This window comes from Ramlibacter sp., from assembly GCF_035627355.1.
Lineage (GTDB): Bacteria > Pseudomonadota > Gammaproteobacteria > Burkholderiales > Burkholderiaceae_C > Ramlibacter.
On record NZ_DASPLW010000080.1, the window covers coordinates 16,301 to 33,843 of the forward strand.

The following is a 17,543-nucleotide window of genomic DNA, read 5'->3' on the forward strand; positions in this document are numbered from 1 at the left end:
GTCCCGTCCACGCAAGAGGCCCGCGAAAGGCCCACCAGCCCAGTCGAATGAAGCGCGGCTTCTACACCATCATGGCGGCGCAGTTCTTCTCGTCGCTGGCGGACAACGCGTTGTTCGTGGCCGCGGTGGAACTCCTCATCACCTCCGGTGCCGCCGAATGGCAGCGCGCCGCGCTGGTGCCGATGTTCGCGCTGTTCTACGTGGTGCTGGCGCCGTTCGTGGGCGCCTTCGCCGACGCGCTGCCCAAGGGCTGGGTCATGTTCATCAGCAACGCGATCAAGGTCGTCGGCTGCCTGATGATGCTGTTCGGAACCCACCCGCTGCTGTCGTACGCGATCGTCGGGCTGGGCGCCGCCGCCTACTCGCCGGCCAAGTACGGCATCCTCACCGAGCTGCTGCCGCCCTCGCAGCTGGTCAAGGCCAATGGCTGGATCGAGGGCCTGACCATCGCCTCCATCATCCTGGGCATCCTGCTGGGCGGCCAGCTGGTGGGCCACGCGATCGCGAGCCGCCTGCTGTCGTTCGACCTGCCCCTGATCGACACCGGCATCGACACCGGCCCGGAAGCGGCGATCTTCGTCCTGATCTTCGTCTACGCGATCGCCGCCTGGTTCAACCTGCGCATCCCGCACACCGGGGTGGAGATGCGCGCCATGCCGCGCAACCCGCTGGAACTGGTGCCCGACTTCTGGAACTGCAACTCGCGCCTGTGGCGCGACAAGCTGGGGCAGATCTCGCTGGCCACCACCACGCTGTTCTGGGGCGTGTCGGGCAATCTGCGCTACATCATCCTGGCCTGGAGCGCCGCGGCCCTGGGCTACAGCACGACGCAGGCGTCCACCCTGAGCGGCGTGGTGGCACTGGGCACCGCCGTCGGCGCCGTGGTGGCGTCGATGCGGATGCGGCTGGAGTCGGCCACCAGCGTGATGCCGCTGGGCATCGCCATGGGCGTGCTGGTGATCCTGATGAACTACATCGGCAACGTCTGGGTGGCCGCGCCCTTCCTGATCCTGCTGGGCGGGCTGGGCGGCTTCCTGGTGGTGCCCATGAACGCGCTGCTGCAGCACCGCGGCCACAACCTGATGGGCGCGGGCCGCTCGATCGCGGTGCAGAACTTCAACGAGCAGGCCTGCATCCTGGGGCTGGGCGCGTTCTACAGCCTGTCGGCCGGGCTGGGACTGTCAGCCTTCGGCGCCATCACCGTGTTCGGCGTGGTGGTGGCCGGCATCATGTGGCTGATCCAGCGCTGGCACGCCTGGAACCAGAAGCACCACAAGGAAGAACTCGACCACCTGCTGGCGATCGCGCGGCACGACAACCCCGATGGCCACCCCTGAGCGCGGCCGAGCGGCGGCGCCGGTGCTGGCCCTGGTGGCCAATGCCTTCGTCTGGGGCGTGTCCTGGTGGCCGCTGCGCGAGCTGCAGTCGCACGGCCTGCACCCGCTGTGGGCCACCGCCGGGGTCTACCTCGCCGTGCTGGCCACGCTCGCGCTGCTGCAGCCCAGGGCCTGGCGCGGCTTGGCCGGGCACCCGGAGCTCCTGTGGCTGATGGCTGCCGCCGGGCTGACCAACGTCGGCTTCAACTGGGCGGTGACCGTGGGCGACGTGGTCCGCGTGGTGCTGCTGTTCTATCTGATGCCGGCCTGGAGCGTGCTGCTGGCCTGGCCGCTGCTGGGCGAGCGCCCGACGCCGGCCGCGCTGCTGCGGCTGGCGCTGGCGCTGGCCGGGGTGCTGGTGATCCTCAAGACCCCCGACACGCCCTGGCCGCTGCCGGAATCCCTGGCCGACGGGCTCGCGCTGCTGGGTGGCTTCAGCTTCGCGCTGACCAACATCCTGCTGCGCCGGCTGCACCGCACGCCGTCGTCCACGCGCGTCATCGCCATGTTCATCGGCGGCGCCCTCGCGGCCACCGCCGTGGGCCTGCTGGGCGTGGTGCAGGGCCTGGTGCCGGCACCGGTCGCACTGCCGCCGGGTGCGCTGCTGGTCGCCGGCCTGCTGGGCCTGGCCTTCCTGCTGGGCAACTCGGCCCTGCAGTACGGGGCCGCCCGCCTGGCCGCCCAGACCACCGCGCTGGTGATGCTGTCGGAGGTGCTGTTCGCCAGCCTATCCGCGGTGCTGGCCGGCGCCGCCCAGATGAGCGGGCGCACCTGGGTGGGCGGCGCGCTGGTGGTCGCGGCGGCCGCATGGTCGGCCTGGGCCGCGCCCGGCGAGGATCGCGCCGGCGCCGCACAATCGGCGGCATGACGACTGCCTACGACTTCCAGGCCACGGCCATCGACGGCACCACGGTCCCGCTCTCGCAGTTCCGGGGCCGGCCGCTGCTGATCGTCAACACCGCCAGCGCCTGCGGCTTCACGCCGCAGTTCGGCGGGCTGCAGGAGCTGCACCAGCAATACGGGCCGAAAGGGCTGGCGGTGCTGGGTTTCCCCTGCAACCAGTTCGGCAACCAGGACCCGGGCAGCAACGACGAGATCGCGCAGTTCTGCCAGCGCAACTTCGGCGTCGACTTCCCCATGATGGCCAAGATCGAGGTCAACGGCGCCGGCGCGGACCCGCTGTACCAGTGGCTCACGGAGCAGGCGCCCGGCCTGCTGGGCAGCCGGGCGATCAAGTGGAACTTCACCAAGTTCCTGGTCGGCAAGGACGGGCAGGTGATCAAGCGCTACTCGCCGCAGGATCCGCCGGAGTCGCTGGCGAAGGACGTGGAAGCGGCGCTCGCCGCTTGAGGCCGAACAGTGGCCGCAGCACGTTGCTGCGACGCACCCCGGCGGTGAGGATCCAGCAGCCGCCGACCGTCGCCAGCAACAGGGCCAGCGGCTCCAGCACCGGGCCCAGTGCCAGCGGCGCCAGCGCCACCGCCGCCGCGATGATCAGCGTCTGGTGCAGCAGGTACCAGGGATAGACCGACTCGTTGGCCCAGCCCAGCCAGCGCCAGGGGTGGTTCAGCGCGTGGTGCGCCCAGCCCAGGACGGCGAGGATGGCCGTCCACAGGTACAGGTCGGCCAGCAGGCGCAGGCCCAGGGCGGCGATGCCCTCCGGGGCCGCTCCGCGCAGCGGCAGGTAGAGCGCCAGCAGGCCCAGCGCCAGCACGCTCGCCGGCCAGCGCCGGTGCCGCAGTTCGGCCCACAGGCCGGCGTGCAGGCCGATGAACCAGCCGTACAGGAACAGCGTGCCATACACCGCGTGCAGCCAGGCGTCGCCGACCAGGTCGTGGGTGGGCGGGAAATGCGGCCACAGCAGCAGCGAATACGCCATCAGCGGCAGCGCCGGCAGCAGCAGGCGAGCGCCGCGCAGGCCGGTGAAGGCCGCGCGCAGCCGGCGCCCGGCCGCCGACTCGAGCACCGGCAAGGCCAGCACGAACAGCACGGTGTACAGCCACAGGTAGGGCAGGTACCAGAGGTGGTTCCAGGTCACGCCCACGTGCGCGCCGTCGAAGGCGCCGGCCGGCCAGGGCCCGCCCGTGTAATAGCGCAGCAGGAAGGCCCCGAAGCCGGGCTCGACCAGGCCGTTGGCGACGCCCTGGGCATAGGGCTGCCAGGGCACCACCACTGCCATGCCGAAAGCCAGCGGCAGCAGCAGGCGCCCGCTGCGCTGCCGCAGCAGCGCCCAGCGCGAGCCGCCGCGCCACATCAGCGCCAGTGCGATCCCAGAGACCAGGAACACCAGGTCCATGCGCCAGAGGTTGAGCGCGCGCATGGGCGCCTGCACCCAGGCCGCCGCATGCGGGCTCTTGAGGTGCCAGCCCCAGCCCTCGACGTAGTACATGCCCACGTGGTAGACGATCACCAGGGCGAAGGCCAGTGCCCGCAGCGCGTCGATGTCGTGTCGTCGTTGCATCGTTCGAACTCCTTGTCGGCCGCGATGCTCGGGCCGGCGGCCCTGGGCAAACGCGGGTTTGGGACGATCCGGGGCGGGGTTGGGGCGAGCGGCGGCCGGCTGGGACGAAACAGGCGCGGCCGGCCCTAGACTCGCGGCCCATGCCCGATGCGCTGACCCCTTGGCTGACCCGCTACCGCCGCCACGAGCGCATCGCCGATGTCGGCTTCTGGGTCGCCGTGCTGGCGGCCCAACTGGTCTTCAACACCGCCGTCAGCTGGCTGGACCTGCGGCGTTTCGATCCCGGCCAGCCGTTGTGGCAGCCACTGCTGTGGGAGCTGACGAGCGTGCCGGTGGTCGGCGCCCTGATCCCGGCCATCGTCTGGTGGGAGCGCCGCCACCCGCTGCGCCTGGACACCCTGCCCGGCGCACTGGGTTGGCACCTCGCTGGCGCGGTCGGCTTCACCCTGCTGCACGTGCTGGGCATGGTCGCGCTGCGTTGGGCCGCCTACGGCGCCCTGGGGCTGGGCTACCGCGTCGCGGACTGGGCCGGCCTGTTCGGCTACGAGTTCCTGAAAGACGTGCGCAGCTACGCCGCCATCCTGCTCGCCGTGCTGGGCTGGCGCTTCCTGCTGCTGCGGGCCCAGGGCGAGGCGCGCGTGCTCGACCCGCCGGAGCCGCCGGCTGGAACACCCGCGCCGCTTGCGGACCTGCCCGCCGACTCGCCGTCACCGGCCCCGGTGAGGCCCGAGCGCTTCCTGGTGCGCAAGCTGCGCAAGGAATTCCTGGTCGCCGCCGCCGACATCGACTGGCTGCAGGCCCAGGGCAACTACCTCGGTCTGCGGGTCAAGGGCCACGACTACCTGCTGCGCTCCACGATGGCCGATTTCCTGCAGCAGCTGGACCCGGCCCGCTTCGCGCGCGTGCACCGCAGCTGGGCCGTGAACCTGGACCGCATCGCCGAGATCGAGCCGCTGGAGGCTGGCGACGCCCGGCTGACCATGAAGGACGGCAGCCAGGTGCCGTGCAGCCGGCGCTTCCGCGACGCGCTCACCCATGCCGCGCAGGGTTAGCCACATGCCAGCGTCCGGATCCGGTTCCCTCGCCAGCCTGCCCTCGTTCGGCCGCCGCTTCGGCGCCGTGTTCGGGCTTGGCTTGATCGGCGTCGCGGCGCTGGCGGCCAGCCTGCCCGCGCGGCTGGCGGCAATCGCCCTGCCGGACTCGCTCGCTGCGCTGCCGCCGGCCGCGATCGTCGCCCTGTCGCTGATCAACCCCCTGCTCCTGCTGCTGCTCGCCAGCTTGGCCGGCGCCGCCTGCGCGCACCGCGCGGGCCTGCACAGCGCGGTGGCGGGCACGACGGCCTGGCCGTCGGCGCGCCAGTGGCTGGCAGCCCTGGCTTCCGGCGTGGCGTTGGGACTGCTGATCGCAGCCCTGGATGCGATCTGGGCCCGGGCTGCGCCGGGCCAGTGGGTGCAGGCCGGCGGCCCGGCGGCCGCCACCGCATCGCAGCTGCTGCTGGGCGTGTTCTACGGTGGCCTCACCGAGGAGGTGCTGCTGCGCTGGGGGCTGATGGCGCTGCTCGCCTGGGGACTGCAGCGGCTGCTGGGGCGCAGGGCGGCCGTGGCGACGGCCCTCGTCCTCGCCGCGCTGGCCTTTGCCGCCGGCCACCTGCCTGCGTTGCTGGCGGCGCAGCACGAACTCACGCCGCAGTGGGTCGCCCGCACGCTGGCGCTGAATGCACTGGCCGGGCTGCTGTATGGCGCCTGGTTCTGGCGCCGCGGTCTGGAGATGGCGATGGCGGCCCACGCCGCTACCCACCTCGGCTTCTGGCTGGCGGCCTCAGTGCGCTTCTAGCGCGGCGTCCAGCACTTCCACCCAGTGCCGCACCGGCAGCCCGGTGCCGCTTTGCAGGTGGGTGATGCAGCCGATGTTGGCCGAGATCACCTGGGTCGGCGCCAGCGCGTCGAGGTGGCCGAGCTTGCGGTCGCGCAACTGCTTGGCCATGTCCGGATGCAGCACCGACCAGGTGCCGGCCGAGCCGCAGCACAGGTGGGATTCGTTCAGCGGCAGGCGCACGTCGAAGCCCAGTTCGCGCAGGCCGGTCTCCACATGGCCGCGCAGCTGCTGGCCGTGCTGCAACGTGCAGGGCGGGTGGTAGGCCAGCACGCCTTCGGGCGCGCGCACCCGGTCCTTCAATGCCGGCACCAGCTGCGGCAGCAGTTCGCTCAGGTCGTGCGTGAGTTCGCTGACGCGCCGTGCCTTGTCGGCGTACTGGGGGTCCAGCCGCAGGTGGTGGCCGTACTCACGCACCGTCACGCCACAGCCCGAGGCGTTCATCACGATCGCCTCGACCTCGCCGCGCTCGATGAACGGCCACCAGGCGTCGACGTTGCGGCGCATCTGGTCCAGCCCGCCGGCCTGGTCGTTCAGGTGGAACTTGACCGCGCCGCAGCAGCCGGCTTCCGGCGCGACCAGGGACTGGATGCCGGCCGCATCGAGCACGCGGGCGGTGGCGGCATTGATGTTGGGCGCCATCGAGGGCTGCACGCAGCCGGCCAGCAGCAGCACCTTGCGCGCATGGGTGCGGGTGGGCCAGGCGCCGCCGGGCCGCGGCGACGGCACCTTGTCCTTCAGCACGCCGGGCAGCAGGCCGCGCACCGACTGCCCCAGCTTCATCGCCGGGCCGAACGCCGGCGAGGTCAGGCCTTCCTTCAGGGTCCAGCGCAGCGCCCGGGAGCCCGCGCCGCGCGGCACCTTCTCCTCGACGATGCGGCGGCCGATGTCCACCAGCCGGCCGTACTGCACGCCGCTCGGGCAGGTGCTCTCGCAGTTGCGGCAGGTGAGGCAGCGGTCCAGGTGCAGCTGGGTCTTTTCGGTCGGCTGCTCGCCTTCCAGCACCTGCTTGATCAAGTAGATGCGGCCCCGCGGCCCATCGAGCTCGTCGCCCAGCAGCTGGTAGGTCGGGCAGGTGGCGGTGCAGAAGCCGCAGTGCACGCACTTGCGCAGGATGGCTTCGGCTTCGGCGCCCTCGGGGGTGCCGGCGAATTCGGGGGACAGGTGGGTCTGCACGGGATCAGAAGCCCGGGTACAGGCGGCCCGGGTTGAGGATGCCGGCCGGATCGAAGGCCTGCTTCAGGTCGCGGTGGATGCGGTCCAGCGGCGGCGCCAGCGGATGGAAGCGCGGCGTGGCCTCGCTCGCCGTGCTGGCACGGAACAGGGTGGCCTGGCCGCCGGCGGCCTGGGCCACGCGGCGCAGGCGCTCGCCCTCGCTTGGCTCCGCCGCCACCCAGCGCTGGCCGCCGTGCCATTCCACCAGCGGCGCTTCCGGCAGGTCCAGGACCGGCGCGGTCTGCGGCACCGACAGCCGCCACAGGTCGCGGCCGGCGTGCGCCTCGAACCAGGGCAGCTGGTGGTCGCGGCAACGCAGCCAGTCGACGGCCGCCTGCGCCTCGTCCTGCCGCTCGCCGCCGAGTTCGCGGCAGGCCGCTTCGACCGCCGCATGGGCCCCGCGCAGGCGCAGGTACAGCGTGGGCACGCCGCCCTCGTCGACCCAGCAGCTGGCGTTCAGCGGCAAGGGCCGCCCGCCCCAGGCATTCAGCCGGCGCAGCGCCTCGGCCTGCGGAAGTTCGAACTTCAGGGTGGCTTCGGCCGGCGGACGCGGCAGCACCTTGAGGCTCACTTCGACGATCAGGCCCAGGGTACCGAGCGCACCGGCCATCAGCCGCGACACGTCGTAGCCGGCCACGTTCTTCATCACCTGGCCGCCGAAGCTCAGCAGCTCGCCCTGGCCGTTGACGATGGACAGGCCCAGCACGAAGTCGCGCACCGCGCCCACGCTGGCCCGGGCCGGCCCCGACAAGCCGGCCGCCACCATGCCGCCGACGGTGGCACCACCGCCGAAGTGCGGCGGCTCGAAGGCCAGGCACTGGCCCTGCTCGGCCAGCAGCGACTCGAGCTGCGCCAGCGGCGTGCCGGCGCCCACCGTGACCACCAGCTCGCTGGGCTCGTAGCTGCGCACGCCGGCCAGCCCGCGCGTGTCCAGCAGCTCGCCCCGGGGCGGCTCGCCATGGAAGTCCTTGCTGCCGCCGCCCCGGATGCGCAGCGGCGTGCCCGCCGCCGCGGCGTCGCGGATGCGGGCCATGCAACGGGAAAGGGCCTCCTCCATGAGCCTGCGATGGTAAGCGCCGCGGCCGCGCTCGCCACGGCGGCCGGCGCTTGATGTTTTCGGCGTCAGTCGATGAAGAAATTGACGGGCAGGCCGGGCGTGTCCACCCGCGTGCAGACGACCTGGCCCGACTGCGGGTGGGCCGCCAGTTCCGCTGCGCTGCGGTTGCCGGCGCTGGTGACGAACAGCGTGCGCAGGTCCGGGCCGCCGAAGCAGGGCATGGTGGGGCATAGCATGGGCGTGGCGATCTCGGCCAGCACGTCGCCGGCGGGCGAGAGGCGCACAATGCGCCCGCCCTCGAACATTGCGCACCAGTAGCAGCCCTCGACGTCCACCGCTGCGCCGTCGGGGCGGCCGCCGTAGCCGGGCTGCCCAGGTTGCCAGCCGGCGGGCTTGGGTGCGAAGTCGTGGAACACGCGCTCGTTCGTCATCGCATTGCTGTGCGCGTCCCAGTCCCAGGCGCGGATGCGGTGGCCCTGGGTGTCGGCCCAGTAGACGGTATCGCCGGCCGGCGACCAGGCCAGGCCGTTGGCGGTGACCAGCTCGCCGGCCTTGCGTTCGAGGCGGGGCGCGCCGCCAGCACCGTTATCCGGACGGCAATCCAGGCTGAACAGCTCGCCGGCCGGCCGTGTCTTGGGCTCGAACAGGGTGCCGGCCCAGAAGCGGCCCAGCGGGTCGGCCTTGCCGTCGTTGAAGCGGGTGGTCGCCGGGTCGTGCCCGAAGCGCTGCAGCAGGGACAGCGCGCCGCCCCACTCGCGCGCCCGGTAGATGCCATCGCGCAGCGCGATCACCCAGCCGCCGCTGCGCGCCGGCGCGATGCAACCCGGCTCCTGCGGCATGGCCCAGCTGTCGACGCGGCCGGAGCCCGGTTCGCTGCGGCGCAACTGCCGCCCGGGGATGTCGATCCAGTACAGCCGCTGCTCGCCGGGGTGCCAGAACGGCGACTCGCCGAGTCGGTCGGCCTGCTGTGCCACGCTTTGCCAGGGTGTCATGCGCATGTCCTTGCCCGCGTTGCATTGTGCGGCGTGCGCGAGCCCACGCAGGCGGCCGAAGCCGGTACCATGGTCCCCGCCTTGAACGACATGACCTCTACCGTTGCGAGTTCCGCGCAGGACAAGCTGCTGCGGGTGGAAGCGGCGCGCTATGCCCTGTTGCGCCGGCTGGCGTTCTCGATCCGCCACCAGATGGTGGCGCACCTGCAGCCGATCGGCATGGTGACCGAGCTGCTGGAGCGCCGCCTGCGGTCGCCGACACCCGACCTGCACCAGGCGCACGACAGCGTCGCCCGGATCAACGGCCTGTCCAAGGCCGCGGCCCAGGACTGCCTGGACGTCATCACCTGGATGGCGCCCGAACCCGGCGCCACCCTGCCGATCGGGCAGGCGGTGGAAGACTGCATCATGCTGCTGCGCGGCAACTTCAGCTTCCGCGGCTTGTCGCTGCGGGCCGATGCGGGAGAACTGCCGCAAGCCGTGGGCCGCGCCGCCGTCCGCACGCTGCTGCCGGCCTGCCTGCTGGCGCTGACCGACAACCTGGAAGGCCCGGCCGAAATCACGATCAGCGCGACGGCGAACGACGAGACGGCGACGGTGGACTTCCGCGTGCAGCGCACCGAGGGCGAGGGTTACGAGAAGCAGCTCAACTACCGCGCGCTGCAGTGGGAGGACGTGCAGGCGATGGCGCGCAGCGAGGACGTGGAGCTGGCGCACACGGACAGCACGGCCCGGCTGGGTTTTCCGGTTCTCGAGTAGCACAGCCGTTGGCGCGGTTCGCTTCGAGCCGCGCCGACCACGACCCGAGCGCCACCGCCGGCGCTAGCGCTCACGCCCAGCTTCGTGGAACGCCTGGCGGACCGGCGAGAGCAGGTATTCGAGCACGGTGCGCTCCCCCAGCTTGATTTCGGCAGCCACCTGCATGCCTGAAGCGAGGCGGTGGCTCACGCCATCGGCGACCAGCCACTGCTGCTGCAGGCCGAGAAGCGTGCGGTAGGCGCGTAGTGCAGGCTGCGCACCTTCGCCGGGCGTCTCCTGGGGCGCAGCCGCATCCGCGGCCACCTGCTCGACCGTGGCATCCAGCATGCCGTACTTCTGGAACTGGAAAGCGGCGAGCTTGAGCCGCGCCGGCAGCCCCGACCGCACGAAGCCGACGTCCTCGTTGGACAGCCACACCTCGGCCTGCAGGACATCGCTGGCGGGCACGAGGGTCATGAGGATGGTGCCGGGCTGGACCACGGTCCCGGCGGTCCGGGTGGCCAGGTCCTTGATGCGCCCCTGCTGCGGCGCGCGGAGTTCCAGCAGCGCATGACGGTGGCCCTGCTTGGCCAGTTCGGGGCGCAGTTTCTCCAGTCGCTCGACCAGTGCGGCGCGTTCGGATCGCAGCTGGCGCACATAGTCGCTGCGGATCTGAGCAAGCCGCCGCTCGGACACCGCCACATTGGCGCGCTCGCGCTCGACCGCATGGCGTTGCGCGTCCAGGTCCTGTTCCTTCTCGATCCGTTCGCGTGCCTTGTCCTCGGCCATCAGCCGTCCGGCGAATCCCTCGCGCACGAGATTGCGGTACGCCGCGTCCTGCTCCCGGTAATGCGGCAGCGTCTGTTCGAGCTTGGACAACAAGGCACGCGCCGTGGCCAGCTCCTGGCGCGCACGCTCCGCGGTCGCCCGCTCCTGCGCCAGCGCACTCTCCAGCGCGAGCCGGTTGGCCTGCATCTGCGCGTGGGCCTGCTCGAACAGATCTCGGGGATCCTGCGCACGCGGCTCGAGCGCGCCCTCGGCCAGCTGGGCATCGATGCGCCTCAGCGCCAGTTCCTTCTGCGCGAGCTCCCGGCGCAAGGCGTCGAGTTCGGCCGCGGACAGCGTCGGGTCCATGCGCATCAGCACCTGCCCGGCACGCACCAGCTCGCCTTCAACGACCAGGATCTCCTTCACGATGCCGGCTTCGGCCGGCTGCACGATCTTCAGCGCCGACTGCGGAACCAGCCGGCCCGGCGCCACGGCGACGATGTCCAGCTTGCCGAACACGGCCCAGGCGAGTGCGCACGCGAGCAAGGCCAGGGTCGTCCCCAGCACGGCGCGCGGCAGCGGCCCCGGCGGACTGGCCTGGACCCGCAGGATATCCGGCGCGAAATCGGCGGCTTCGGAGCGCCGGTCGCGCGGCAGTGCACCGGCCGGGCTGCCGCTCTCGCCGCTCCGGGTCACCGCATGCCCAGGTTCGCGATGCCTTCACTCAGCCCCTGGAACACGGGCAGGCTCGACATGCCACCTGCTGCCCCGCTCAAGGGATCCTGGCTCCAGGGGCGACCCACCAGGCGGGTGTCGGGTCCTTGCCCCATGCCTTCCAGTGCATCGCCGTCGTCGAGGTCGGACGCTGCGAAGTGCGCCGCCAACTGCTCGTCGAGATGCTTCCACCGGGCGAAGTACGACGCTTCGCTGGCAGGCGGCGCACCGGCCGTGCTCCACGGCGTGGTCACCCCTTGCAGCCCGTCCGCCTGCGGATGGGCTGCCGGGAGCGGGTGTGCCGCGGTCGCCGGGGCTGCATCCGTGTCGCGATGCACGGCCCCGTCCTGCGGGGTCTTCTTCACTGCAGACGCGGTATCGACTGCGTGCCCATGGCCGCGCGCCCCTTCCTCCACTCCGGATGCATCGGATGCCGAATGATCGTCCGCGTGCTCCGCCGGCCGACGCTTGGATCGGCCAGAGCCGATGACCTGGTCGATGGACCAGCCATCGGAATCGGCGATCAGCACCAAGGGCTCGATCTGCTTCTTGTCCGGACGGTCCACGTGCGGCTGCCGGGCCCTTGCTCCCGGGTTGCCGGGTCCGGTGCCCGGGCCATCGTTGAAGCTGGTGTCGTGGCCGGGCGGCGCCGGGTCTTCGCCGTTACCGACGCCCTCGTTGCCGTGGGAGCCACCGCCACCGCCACCGCCACCGCCGCCACCGCCGCCACCACCACCACCACCACCGCCTCCACCGCCCCCGGCTGCTGCGTCAAAGCTGAGACGGAACACGTCCGAGGCGGAGAGACTGTCGGTCAGGTCGGCGCTGTTGCCCGCTCGGTCGGTGGCCGTGACCTGGATGTCCAGGAAGCCCGTTGCCGTGCGCGGCACCCGTCCGGTGAAGGTCCGGGTGGAGGCGTCGAAGGCCAGCCAGTCCGGCAGCGGCGAACCATCGGCCAGGCTGGCGGCGAACACCAGCGTGTCGCCACTGTCCGGGTCGGAAAAGCTCCCGGAGGGCAGCTGCCACTGGTAAGACTTGTTGGGCGCCGCCGCCTGGTCCGGCAGTTCGGAACCGAGCACCGGCGCGTCATTGCGCCCCTGGATCTGCACCTGAAGCTGCGCGGCGGTTGCGGTGATCCCGTCGAAGGCACCGTAGCCGAAGCTGTCGGTGACCTGCTGGCCGCGCCCGAGCGCCTGGACGGCATTCGAAGCATTCGCCAGCACATACGTGAAGCTGCCGTCCGCGGACAGTGCCAGGCTTCCGTACGCGCCCGCGTACGAACCGGGTGCCGCCACCTGCAGGGCGGCACCCGCATCGACGTCGTGGTCGTTGTCCAGCACGTTGCCGGTGACCATGGCATCGTCTTCCACCGCGAAGCTCTGATCCGACAGGGCCACCGGCGCATCGTTGCTGCCGCTGATGGTCACCACGATCGATGAAGAACTGCTGGCGGCGCCATCCGGATCGTCGTCGCTGGCCTCATAGGTGAAGGTGTCGGTGACCTGGTGGCCTGCGCCCAGCGCCTGCACACCGGTGCTGTCGTTGGCCAGCTCGTAGACGTAGCTTCCGTCCGCGTCCAGGTGCAGGGCCCCGAACGCCCCGACGTGCACACCCGGGTTGGCGACCCTGAGCGGCCGGCCATCGGGATCCGTATCGTTGCCCAGCACGTTGCCCGAGGCCTGCACGACGCCATCCTCGCTCACGGACGCGGCGTCCTGCACGAGCACCGGCGGCTGGTTGCGCAGCACTCGGGCCTCGACGGCAGCTCGGTCCCAGAACGCACCATCGTCCAGGCCGATGCCCCAATCCGCGCCGTGGTCGGCGAACCAGTCCGAGATCGTCAGCCGATCTTCCGTGCCCACGATGGCCATGACCAGGTCGGCGCCGGAGCGGCTGAAACGCAGCTCGGACTCCAGCGCGCCACCGACCTGGACCTGGTTGGCACCGCTGGCATCGATGACCACGTCCTGGCCGTCGCCACGAGAGAAGGCGTAGGTGTCGTCACCCGCACCGCCCACCAGCCGGTCGCTGCCGGTGCCGCCGGCCAGCAGGTCATTGCCCGCATCTCCGTGCAGCACGTCGTCCCCCGCTTCCCCCAGCAGCCAGTCGTCGCCATCGCCGCCGGACACGATGTCGTCACCGCCGCCGGCCATCACCAGGTCCGAAGCCTGCAGGGCATCGATGTGGTCGGACAGGGCGGTGCCCGTGAGCGTGTCGGCTTCGGGCGTTCCCTCGATCGTGAATCCATGCAGGTCGATCAGCTGCTGTCGACTGAACACCCCGTCGGCGAACTGGAACCATTCGATCGCGCCGTCGTACGGCTGGGCCGGATCGAAGTCGTCCAGGTGCACGGCCCCTCCGTCCGGCAGCAGGATCTTGAGCGAGCCGACGCCGATCTGCACCTGGCCCGCGAGCACGTTGGTGAACACCAGCCAGTCGACCCCGCCGCTGTCCGTGATGCGGTCCGTGCCGTCGCCCAGGCTGTACGAGTAGATGTCGTTGCCGCCACCGCCCACGAGGATGTCGTCGCCCAGACCGCCCGTCAGCCGGTCGGCGCCGCTGCCTCCGGTGAGCGTGTCCGTGCCGCCCTCGCCCCAGAGTTGGTTGCTGCCTTCGCCGCCCTCCAGCACGTCGTCACCCGACCCGCCGGCCAGCACGTCGTTGCCGTCGCCCCCGAGCAGGATGTCGTCGCCCGCCTCGCCGAAGAGGCGGTCGTTGCCCTCCTGTCCATCGAGCCGGTCGTGGCCGGACCCACCCTGCAATTCGTCCTGTCCCAGTCCGCCGAGCAGGAGGTCGTCGTCGCCACCGCCCATGAGCAGGTCGTCGCCGTCGCCCCCGTCGAGGTAGTCAGCACCGTGGAACGCTTCCGCCAGGTCGCCGCCGTTTCCGTCGCCGAGCAGGAGATCGTTGCCGGCACCGCCGACCAGGACGTCGGCACCCCCGTAGCCGACCATCTGGTCGTTGCCGTCGCCACCGTCCAGGTAGTCGTCGCCGTGGCTGCTGCCGGCCAGCACCGTGGGGCTGGCATCGCCGACCAGGACGTCGTTGTCGTCGCCGCCGACCAGGATGTCGGCGCCACCGCCGCCATAGAGCGTGTCGTCTCCCGCTTCGCCGGCGAGGTAGTCCTGTCCCTGGAACTCGACGCCCAGCGCGCTCGTGTTCTCGTCGCCGAAGAGCCGGTCGCGACCGGCGCCGCCATAGAGCGAATCGGACCCGCCACCACCGATGAGGGTGTCGTCGCCTTCCTCTCCGTCGAGGTAGTCGTCACCCCAGACCAGGGGCTGGTGCGCCGCGATCACGTTGACGGCACTGGTGTCGCCCACGAGCACGTCGGCGCCCGAGCCGCCGTAGAGGGTGTCGTCCTTGCCGCCGCCTTCGAGGATGTCGTTCCCGTCCTCGCCGTCCAGGTAGTCGGCGCCGTGGTACAGGGGATCGATGTAGCTGCTGGCGCCGGTCGGCCCACTGTCATCGCCGGCGATCGCGTCGTCTCCCAAGCCGCCGAACAACTGGTCGGCGCCGCCGTCGCCGAGCAGCGTGTCGTTGCCGGCGCCCCCGTCGATGAAGTCGGCTCCATGGTGGGCCGCTGCAACGCTCGATAGGAATCCGGCGAGGATGTCCCCATCGCCCTGCAGCTGGTCCGCGCCCTCGCCGCCTTCCAGGGTGTCGTCGCCCGCCAGCCCCCAGACGGTGTCGGCGCCATCGCCGCCCTGGACCCGGTCGCTGCCCCAGCTGGCCAGGACCTGGTCGTCGCCGGCACCGGCGTCCACCACGTCGCTCTGTTCAGGATTGCTGGAGGTGCCACCGATGCCGTCCCACAGGGCGCCGCCACTGCTTCGGGTGTAGATCCCCCAGGTCGCACCTTGCGCCAGGATGGAGGTGGCACCGGAGGGTGCCAGCCACGCGTCATCCGGCCTAAGGCGCTGGCGAGCCACCAGGGCGGCACTGGTGCTGATGAAGTCATTGCCGTCGCCGCCGGTGATGCGGTCGGAGCCGTCGCCACCGGCAAGCAGGTCGTCGCCGGCGCCGCCATCGATCTCGTCGTTGCCGCCGCTGCCACCCAGGGCATCGTTGCCGCCTTTCCCCGAGATCCGGTCGTTGCCGCTCGAGCCGTAGAACACGTCCGCGAAATCAGTCTCGGCAACGCCGTTGATCATCGTGCCGTCGGGCGCCCAATCGACCTCCGTCCAGGCGAAGGTGCCGAAACGGCTGTCGCTCGCAGGAACATTGAGCTGCGTCTCGATCCCGATGAGGCGTGCGCGCTGGTCGCCCAGGAAGGTGCCGGCAGCATGGCCCGCGTCCTTGAGCGTCAGGGCCCAGGAATTGCTGGTCACGGATTGCTCCTGCCCCTGGTAGCTGACGCCCAGCGACACCGTCTGGTCGCCCTCGAGAGCACCCGCCACGAGCGAGAACGAGACCACCGTCTGGCCTTCCGCCAGCGCGATGACCGCACCGTTGGCCGCCACGGTGCTGTCGCCCAGGACGACCTCGCAGGCCCCTGAACCTTCGCCCGTCAGCACGAGCGTGAGCGAATCGCCCGCGTGGGCTGCCGCCCCGAGAAAAACCGTGTAGGCCTTGCCGGCGCCTTCGGCAATCGTCCCCACCAGGGTCCCCAGGCTGCTGGCCTGGAACCCGGGATCGTCCATCACGTTCGCACTGCCGGCCGCCAGCAAGCCCAGCCGCTGCTCATTGCCCAGTCGGATGCCGAGGTAGCCTTCACCACCCAGTGCTTTGGTCGCGTCGAAGTTGCCGATGGTGACGCGGTTGGCTGAATCCCCTTCCCGGATGATCTCGAGCCTTTTCCGGGTAGTGGAGGTCGCGTCCTCGTACAGCCCCATCACGGCGTAGTGCCCGTTGCCCAATTCGACGCCCCAGACGTTGCGTTTCACCGGGATGGCATTCGCCAGCGCGGATCCATCGAGCACGATGGATCCCAGGCCATCCGAGTCCACCACCAGGTCGGAGCCGAACTGGCCGCCGAAGCGATAGGTGTCGGTGCCGCCTCCGCCGTACAGCTTGTCGCGGCCTTCTTGGCCATCCAAAGTATCGGCACCGGCACCGCCGTAGAACACGTCGCCGTTCGAACCGCCGGTGAAGTTGTCGGTCCCGCTGCCGCCGATGAACGCCTGGGTCTTGGTCGCATCGCGGGCAACTGCCGTAGATCCGGCGGAGCCCGCGACGACGTTCCACTGGGCGAAGGGCTCGATCATGGCGGGGAACTGGCGATAGCCCACGCCATGGCTCGTCATGATCGGGTGCAGCCAGGGGAAGACGTACTTGCTTGCCTTGTTCAACGCGCCTACCAGGCCATCACCCTGCGCAGTGGTGTATTGGAGCAGCTGGCCATCGAGGGAGAAGAACTCCTGACCGGCGTAGTTGGTGGTCTGCCAGTAGTACCACTCGATCGCTTGGGCGGTCAGGGCACCCTGCGCTTGCTCGTTCAGGCCAGCGATGTTGGTGCCGAGCTTGTGGAGGTCGGTGGAGAATTGCGTCAGCTTGCTGTTTCCCGGGCTGGCTTGCTCGCTTCGAATGAGATCGATCAGGAAGTTGCGTTCTGGACTGCCCCGAGGATCCGTCGAGTAGAACCCATCGGACAAGATGACTGGAAGGCTGGATTGGACTTTGATGGTGGCCTGCCGGAACTGCTCACTCATGATCCCCATGGTGAGCAAGGCTTGGCTGTGCATCGCCATCGGACCCACATGCTCGCTCCCGAACACGACTTCCTTGAGCCCCGGCAAGTTGACTGTCACGAGGTCGCCGCGGATGGACTCGAGGAACTCTCCTTTCGCATACCAGCCGGTGACGTTGCCTGACCGCAATCGATAGTCAACCCAGGGGTCGTAGCTCCTGAATGCCTCCGGCAACTGCGCCCCCAGAGCCGCCCTTGCTTCTGCTACCCGGAACGGCTGGCGCGCCGTCAAGGCGAAGGGCGCCGGGTCGAAGACGATGGCAGGCCGGTCGAACCACACTGCCGCAATTGAAGCCAGGCCTCCCCCCAAGCTGTGACCCGTGAACGTGATGTTGCTGCCCGCCGGATCAGTCCCATATAAACGCAGAACTTCGCTATACACCCGCGCGGCCTGGATTCCTTGCGACTCTTGATTGCCCAATGCAAGGTTGAAATCCGCGATCATGTCATCGAACGCGGTCACTCCGTCCGTACCGCGGAAGCAGATGACAATTTCCTTGGTGCTGTCGTTCCGAAATACCCCATAGGCAAATCCACCGGTACCCTGGAGTGGAACCTCGACGCGTGACCACCCGACTGGGATTTGAGGGAGATTGAACTCCCTGACGTCATCTTCATACACGTACAGAGAGAGAACTGCGGCTGTCTGACGATCGATCAT

General features: G+C 70.4%; 12 protein-coding genes. 6 read left to right on the forward strand and 6 right to left on the reverse strand.

Translation table 11 applies throughout. From position 1 onward, the window contains the following. The first annotated feature begins 47 nt into the window (after positions 1 to 47). The 3 genes from lplT to VEC03_RS18815 are packed head-to-tail and all read left to right on the forward strand — an operon-like array spanning position 48 to position 2,726. Positions 48 to 1,337: a lysophospholipid transporter LplT gene (lplT, locus tag VEC03_RS18805; protein ID WP_324918828.1), complete on the forward strand. Its 1,290-nt coding sequence runs from the start codon at positions 48 to 50 to the stop codon at positions 1,335 to 1,337. After that, positions 1,324 to 2,244 carry a DMT family transporter gene (locus VEC03_RS18810; protein ID WP_324918831.1) on the forward strand — a complete coding sequence of 307 codons (921 nt, stop codon included), beginning with the start codon at positions 1,324 to 1,326 and terminating at the stop codon, positions 2,242 to 2,244. The genes lplT and VEC03_RS18810 overlap by 14 nt, the downstream gene beginning before the upstream one ends. After that, positions 2,241 to 2,726, forward strand: a complete 486-nt coding sequence (locus tag VEC03_RS18815) for a glutathione peroxidase (protein WP_324918834.1) — start codon at positions 2,241 to 2,243, stop codon at positions 2,724 to 2,726. Before VEC03_RS18810 ends, VEC03_RS18815 begins: the two co-directional genes overlap by 4 nt. Here VEC03_RS18815 and VEC03_RS18820 read toward each other — a convergent pair. Further along, positions 2,656 to 3,837: an acyltransferase gene (locus VEC03_RS18820; RefSeq protein ID WP_324918837.1), complete on the reverse strand. Its 1,182-nt coding sequence runs from the start codon at positions 3,835 to 3,837 to the stop codon at positions 2,656 to 2,658. The two genes, VEC03_RS18815 and VEC03_RS18820, sit on opposite strands and share 71 nt — an antisense overlap. Positions 3,838 to 3,977: 140 nt before the next feature. On the opposite strand from VEC03_RS18820, the gene VEC03_RS18825 reads away from it, so the two are divergent. Together VEC03_RS18825 and VEC03_RS18830 are read left to right on the forward strand one after the other, a co-directional pair. Continuing rightward, complete coding sequence (locus tag VEC03_RS18825) at positions 3,978 to 4,889, forward strand: LytTR family DNA-binding domain-containing protein (protein WP_324918840.1); 912 nt, start codon at positions 3,978 to 3,980, stop codon at positions 4,887 to 4,889. Positions 4,890 to 4,893: 4 nt separating this feature from the next. Further along, positions 4,894 to 5,670 (forward strand): type II CAAX prenyl endopeptidase Rce1 family protein, encoded by a 777-nt coding sequence (locus VEC03_RS18830; RefSeq protein ID WP_324918843.1) that lies wholly within the window; start codon positions 4,894 to 4,896, stop codon positions 5,668 to 5,670. On the opposite strand, the gene glcF is transcribed toward VEC03_RS18830, so the two are convergent. From glcF to VEC03_RS18845, 3 genes are all read right to left on the reverse strand, one after another. Then, positions 5,656 to 6,885: a glycolate oxidase subunit GlcF gene (glcF, locus tag VEC03_RS18835; protein WP_324918846.1), complete on the reverse strand. Its 1,230-nt coding sequence runs from the start codon at positions 6,883 to 6,885 to the stop codon at positions 5,656 to 5,658. The genes VEC03_RS18830 and glcF overlap by 15 nt on opposite strands. 4 nt (positions 6,886 to 6,889) lie before the next feature. Then, positions 6,890 to 7,981: a glycolate oxidase subunit GlcE gene (gene glcE / locus VEC03_RS18840; protein ID WP_324918849.1), complete on the reverse strand. Its 1,092-nt coding sequence runs from the start codon at positions 7,979 to 7,981 to the stop codon at positions 6,890 to 6,892. Positions 7,982 to 8,046: 65 nt separating this feature from the next. Next, positions 8,047 to 8,973, reverse strand: coding sequence for an SMP-30/gluconolactonase/LRE family protein (locus VEC03_RS18845; RefSeq protein ID WP_324918852.1), 927 nt, complete (start codon positions 8,971 to 8,973; stop codon positions 8,047 to 8,049). Positions 8,974 to 9,063: 90 nt separating this feature from the next. On the opposite strand from VEC03_RS18845, the gene VEC03_RS18850 reads away from it, so the two are divergent. Then, complete coding sequence (locus VEC03_RS18850) at positions 9,064 to 9,732, forward strand: hypothetical protein (RefSeq protein WP_324918855.1); 669 nt, start codon at positions 9,064 to 9,066, stop codon at positions 9,730 to 9,732. Positions 9,733 to 9,795: 63 nt separating this feature from the next. Here VEC03_RS18850 and VEC03_RS18855 read toward each other — a convergent pair whose 3' ends face one another. Together VEC03_RS18855 and VEC03_RS18860 are read right to left on the reverse strand one after the other, a co-directional pair. Further along, complete coding sequence (locus tag VEC03_RS18855) at positions 9,796 to 11,175, reverse strand: HlyD family type I secretion periplasmic adaptor subunit (protein WP_324918858.1); 1,380 nt, start codon at positions 11,173 to 11,175, stop codon at positions 9,796 to 9,798. Continuing rightward, on the reverse strand, positions 11,172 to 17,543 hold the full coding sequence (locus VEC03_RS18860) for a VCBS domain-containing protein (RefSeq protein WP_324918861.1): 6,372 nt from the start codon (positions 17,541 to 17,543) through the stop codon (positions 11,172 to 11,174). Before VEC03_RS18860 ends, VEC03_RS18855 begins: the two co-directional genes overlap by 4 nt.

What these genes read in the sequence shown, in the direction of transcription:
- lplT (WP_324918828.1), top strand. Translation starts at nt 48, where the DNA reads ATGAAGCGCGGCTTCTACACCATCATGGCGGCGCAGTTCTTCTCGTCG.
- VEC03_RS18810 (WP_324918831.1), top strand. Translation starts at nt 1,324, where the DNA reads ATGGCCACCCCTGAGCGCGGCCGAGCGGCGGCGCCGGTGCTGGCCCTG.
- VEC03_RS18815 (WP_324918834.1), top strand. Translation starts at nt 2,241, where the DNA reads ATGACGACTGCCTACGACTTCCAGGCCACGGCCATCGACGGCACCACG.
- VEC03_RS18820 (WP_324918837.1), bottom strand. Translation starts at nt 3,837, where the DNA reads ATGCAACGACGACACGACATCGACGCGCTGCGGGCACTGGCCTTCGCC.
- VEC03_RS18825 (WP_324918840.1), top strand. Translation starts at nt 3,978, where the DNA reads ATGCCCGATGCGCTGACCCCTTGGCTGACCCGCTACCGCCGCCACGAG.
- VEC03_RS18830 (WP_324918843.1), top strand. Translation starts at nt 4,894, where the DNA reads ATGCCAGCGTCCGGATCCGGTTCCCTCGCCAGCCTGCCCTCGTTCGGC.
- glcE (WP_324918849.1), bottom strand. Translation starts at nt 7,981, where the DNA reads ATGGAGGAGGCCCTTTCCCGTTGCATGGCCCGCATCCGCGACGCCGCG.
- VEC03_RS18845 (WP_324918852.1), bottom strand. Translation starts at nt 8,973, where the DNA reads ATGACACCCTGGCAAAGCGTGGCACAGCAGGCCGACCGACTCGGCGAG.
- VEC03_RS18850 (WP_324918855.1), top strand. Translation starts at nt 9,064, where the DNA reads ATGACCTCTACCGTTGCGAGTTCCGCGCAGGACAAGCTGCTGCGGGTG.
- VEC03_RS18860 (WP_324918861.1), bottom strand. Translation starts at nt 17,543, where the DNA reads ATGATCGATCGTCAGACAGCCGCAGTTCTCTCTCTGTACGTGTATGAA.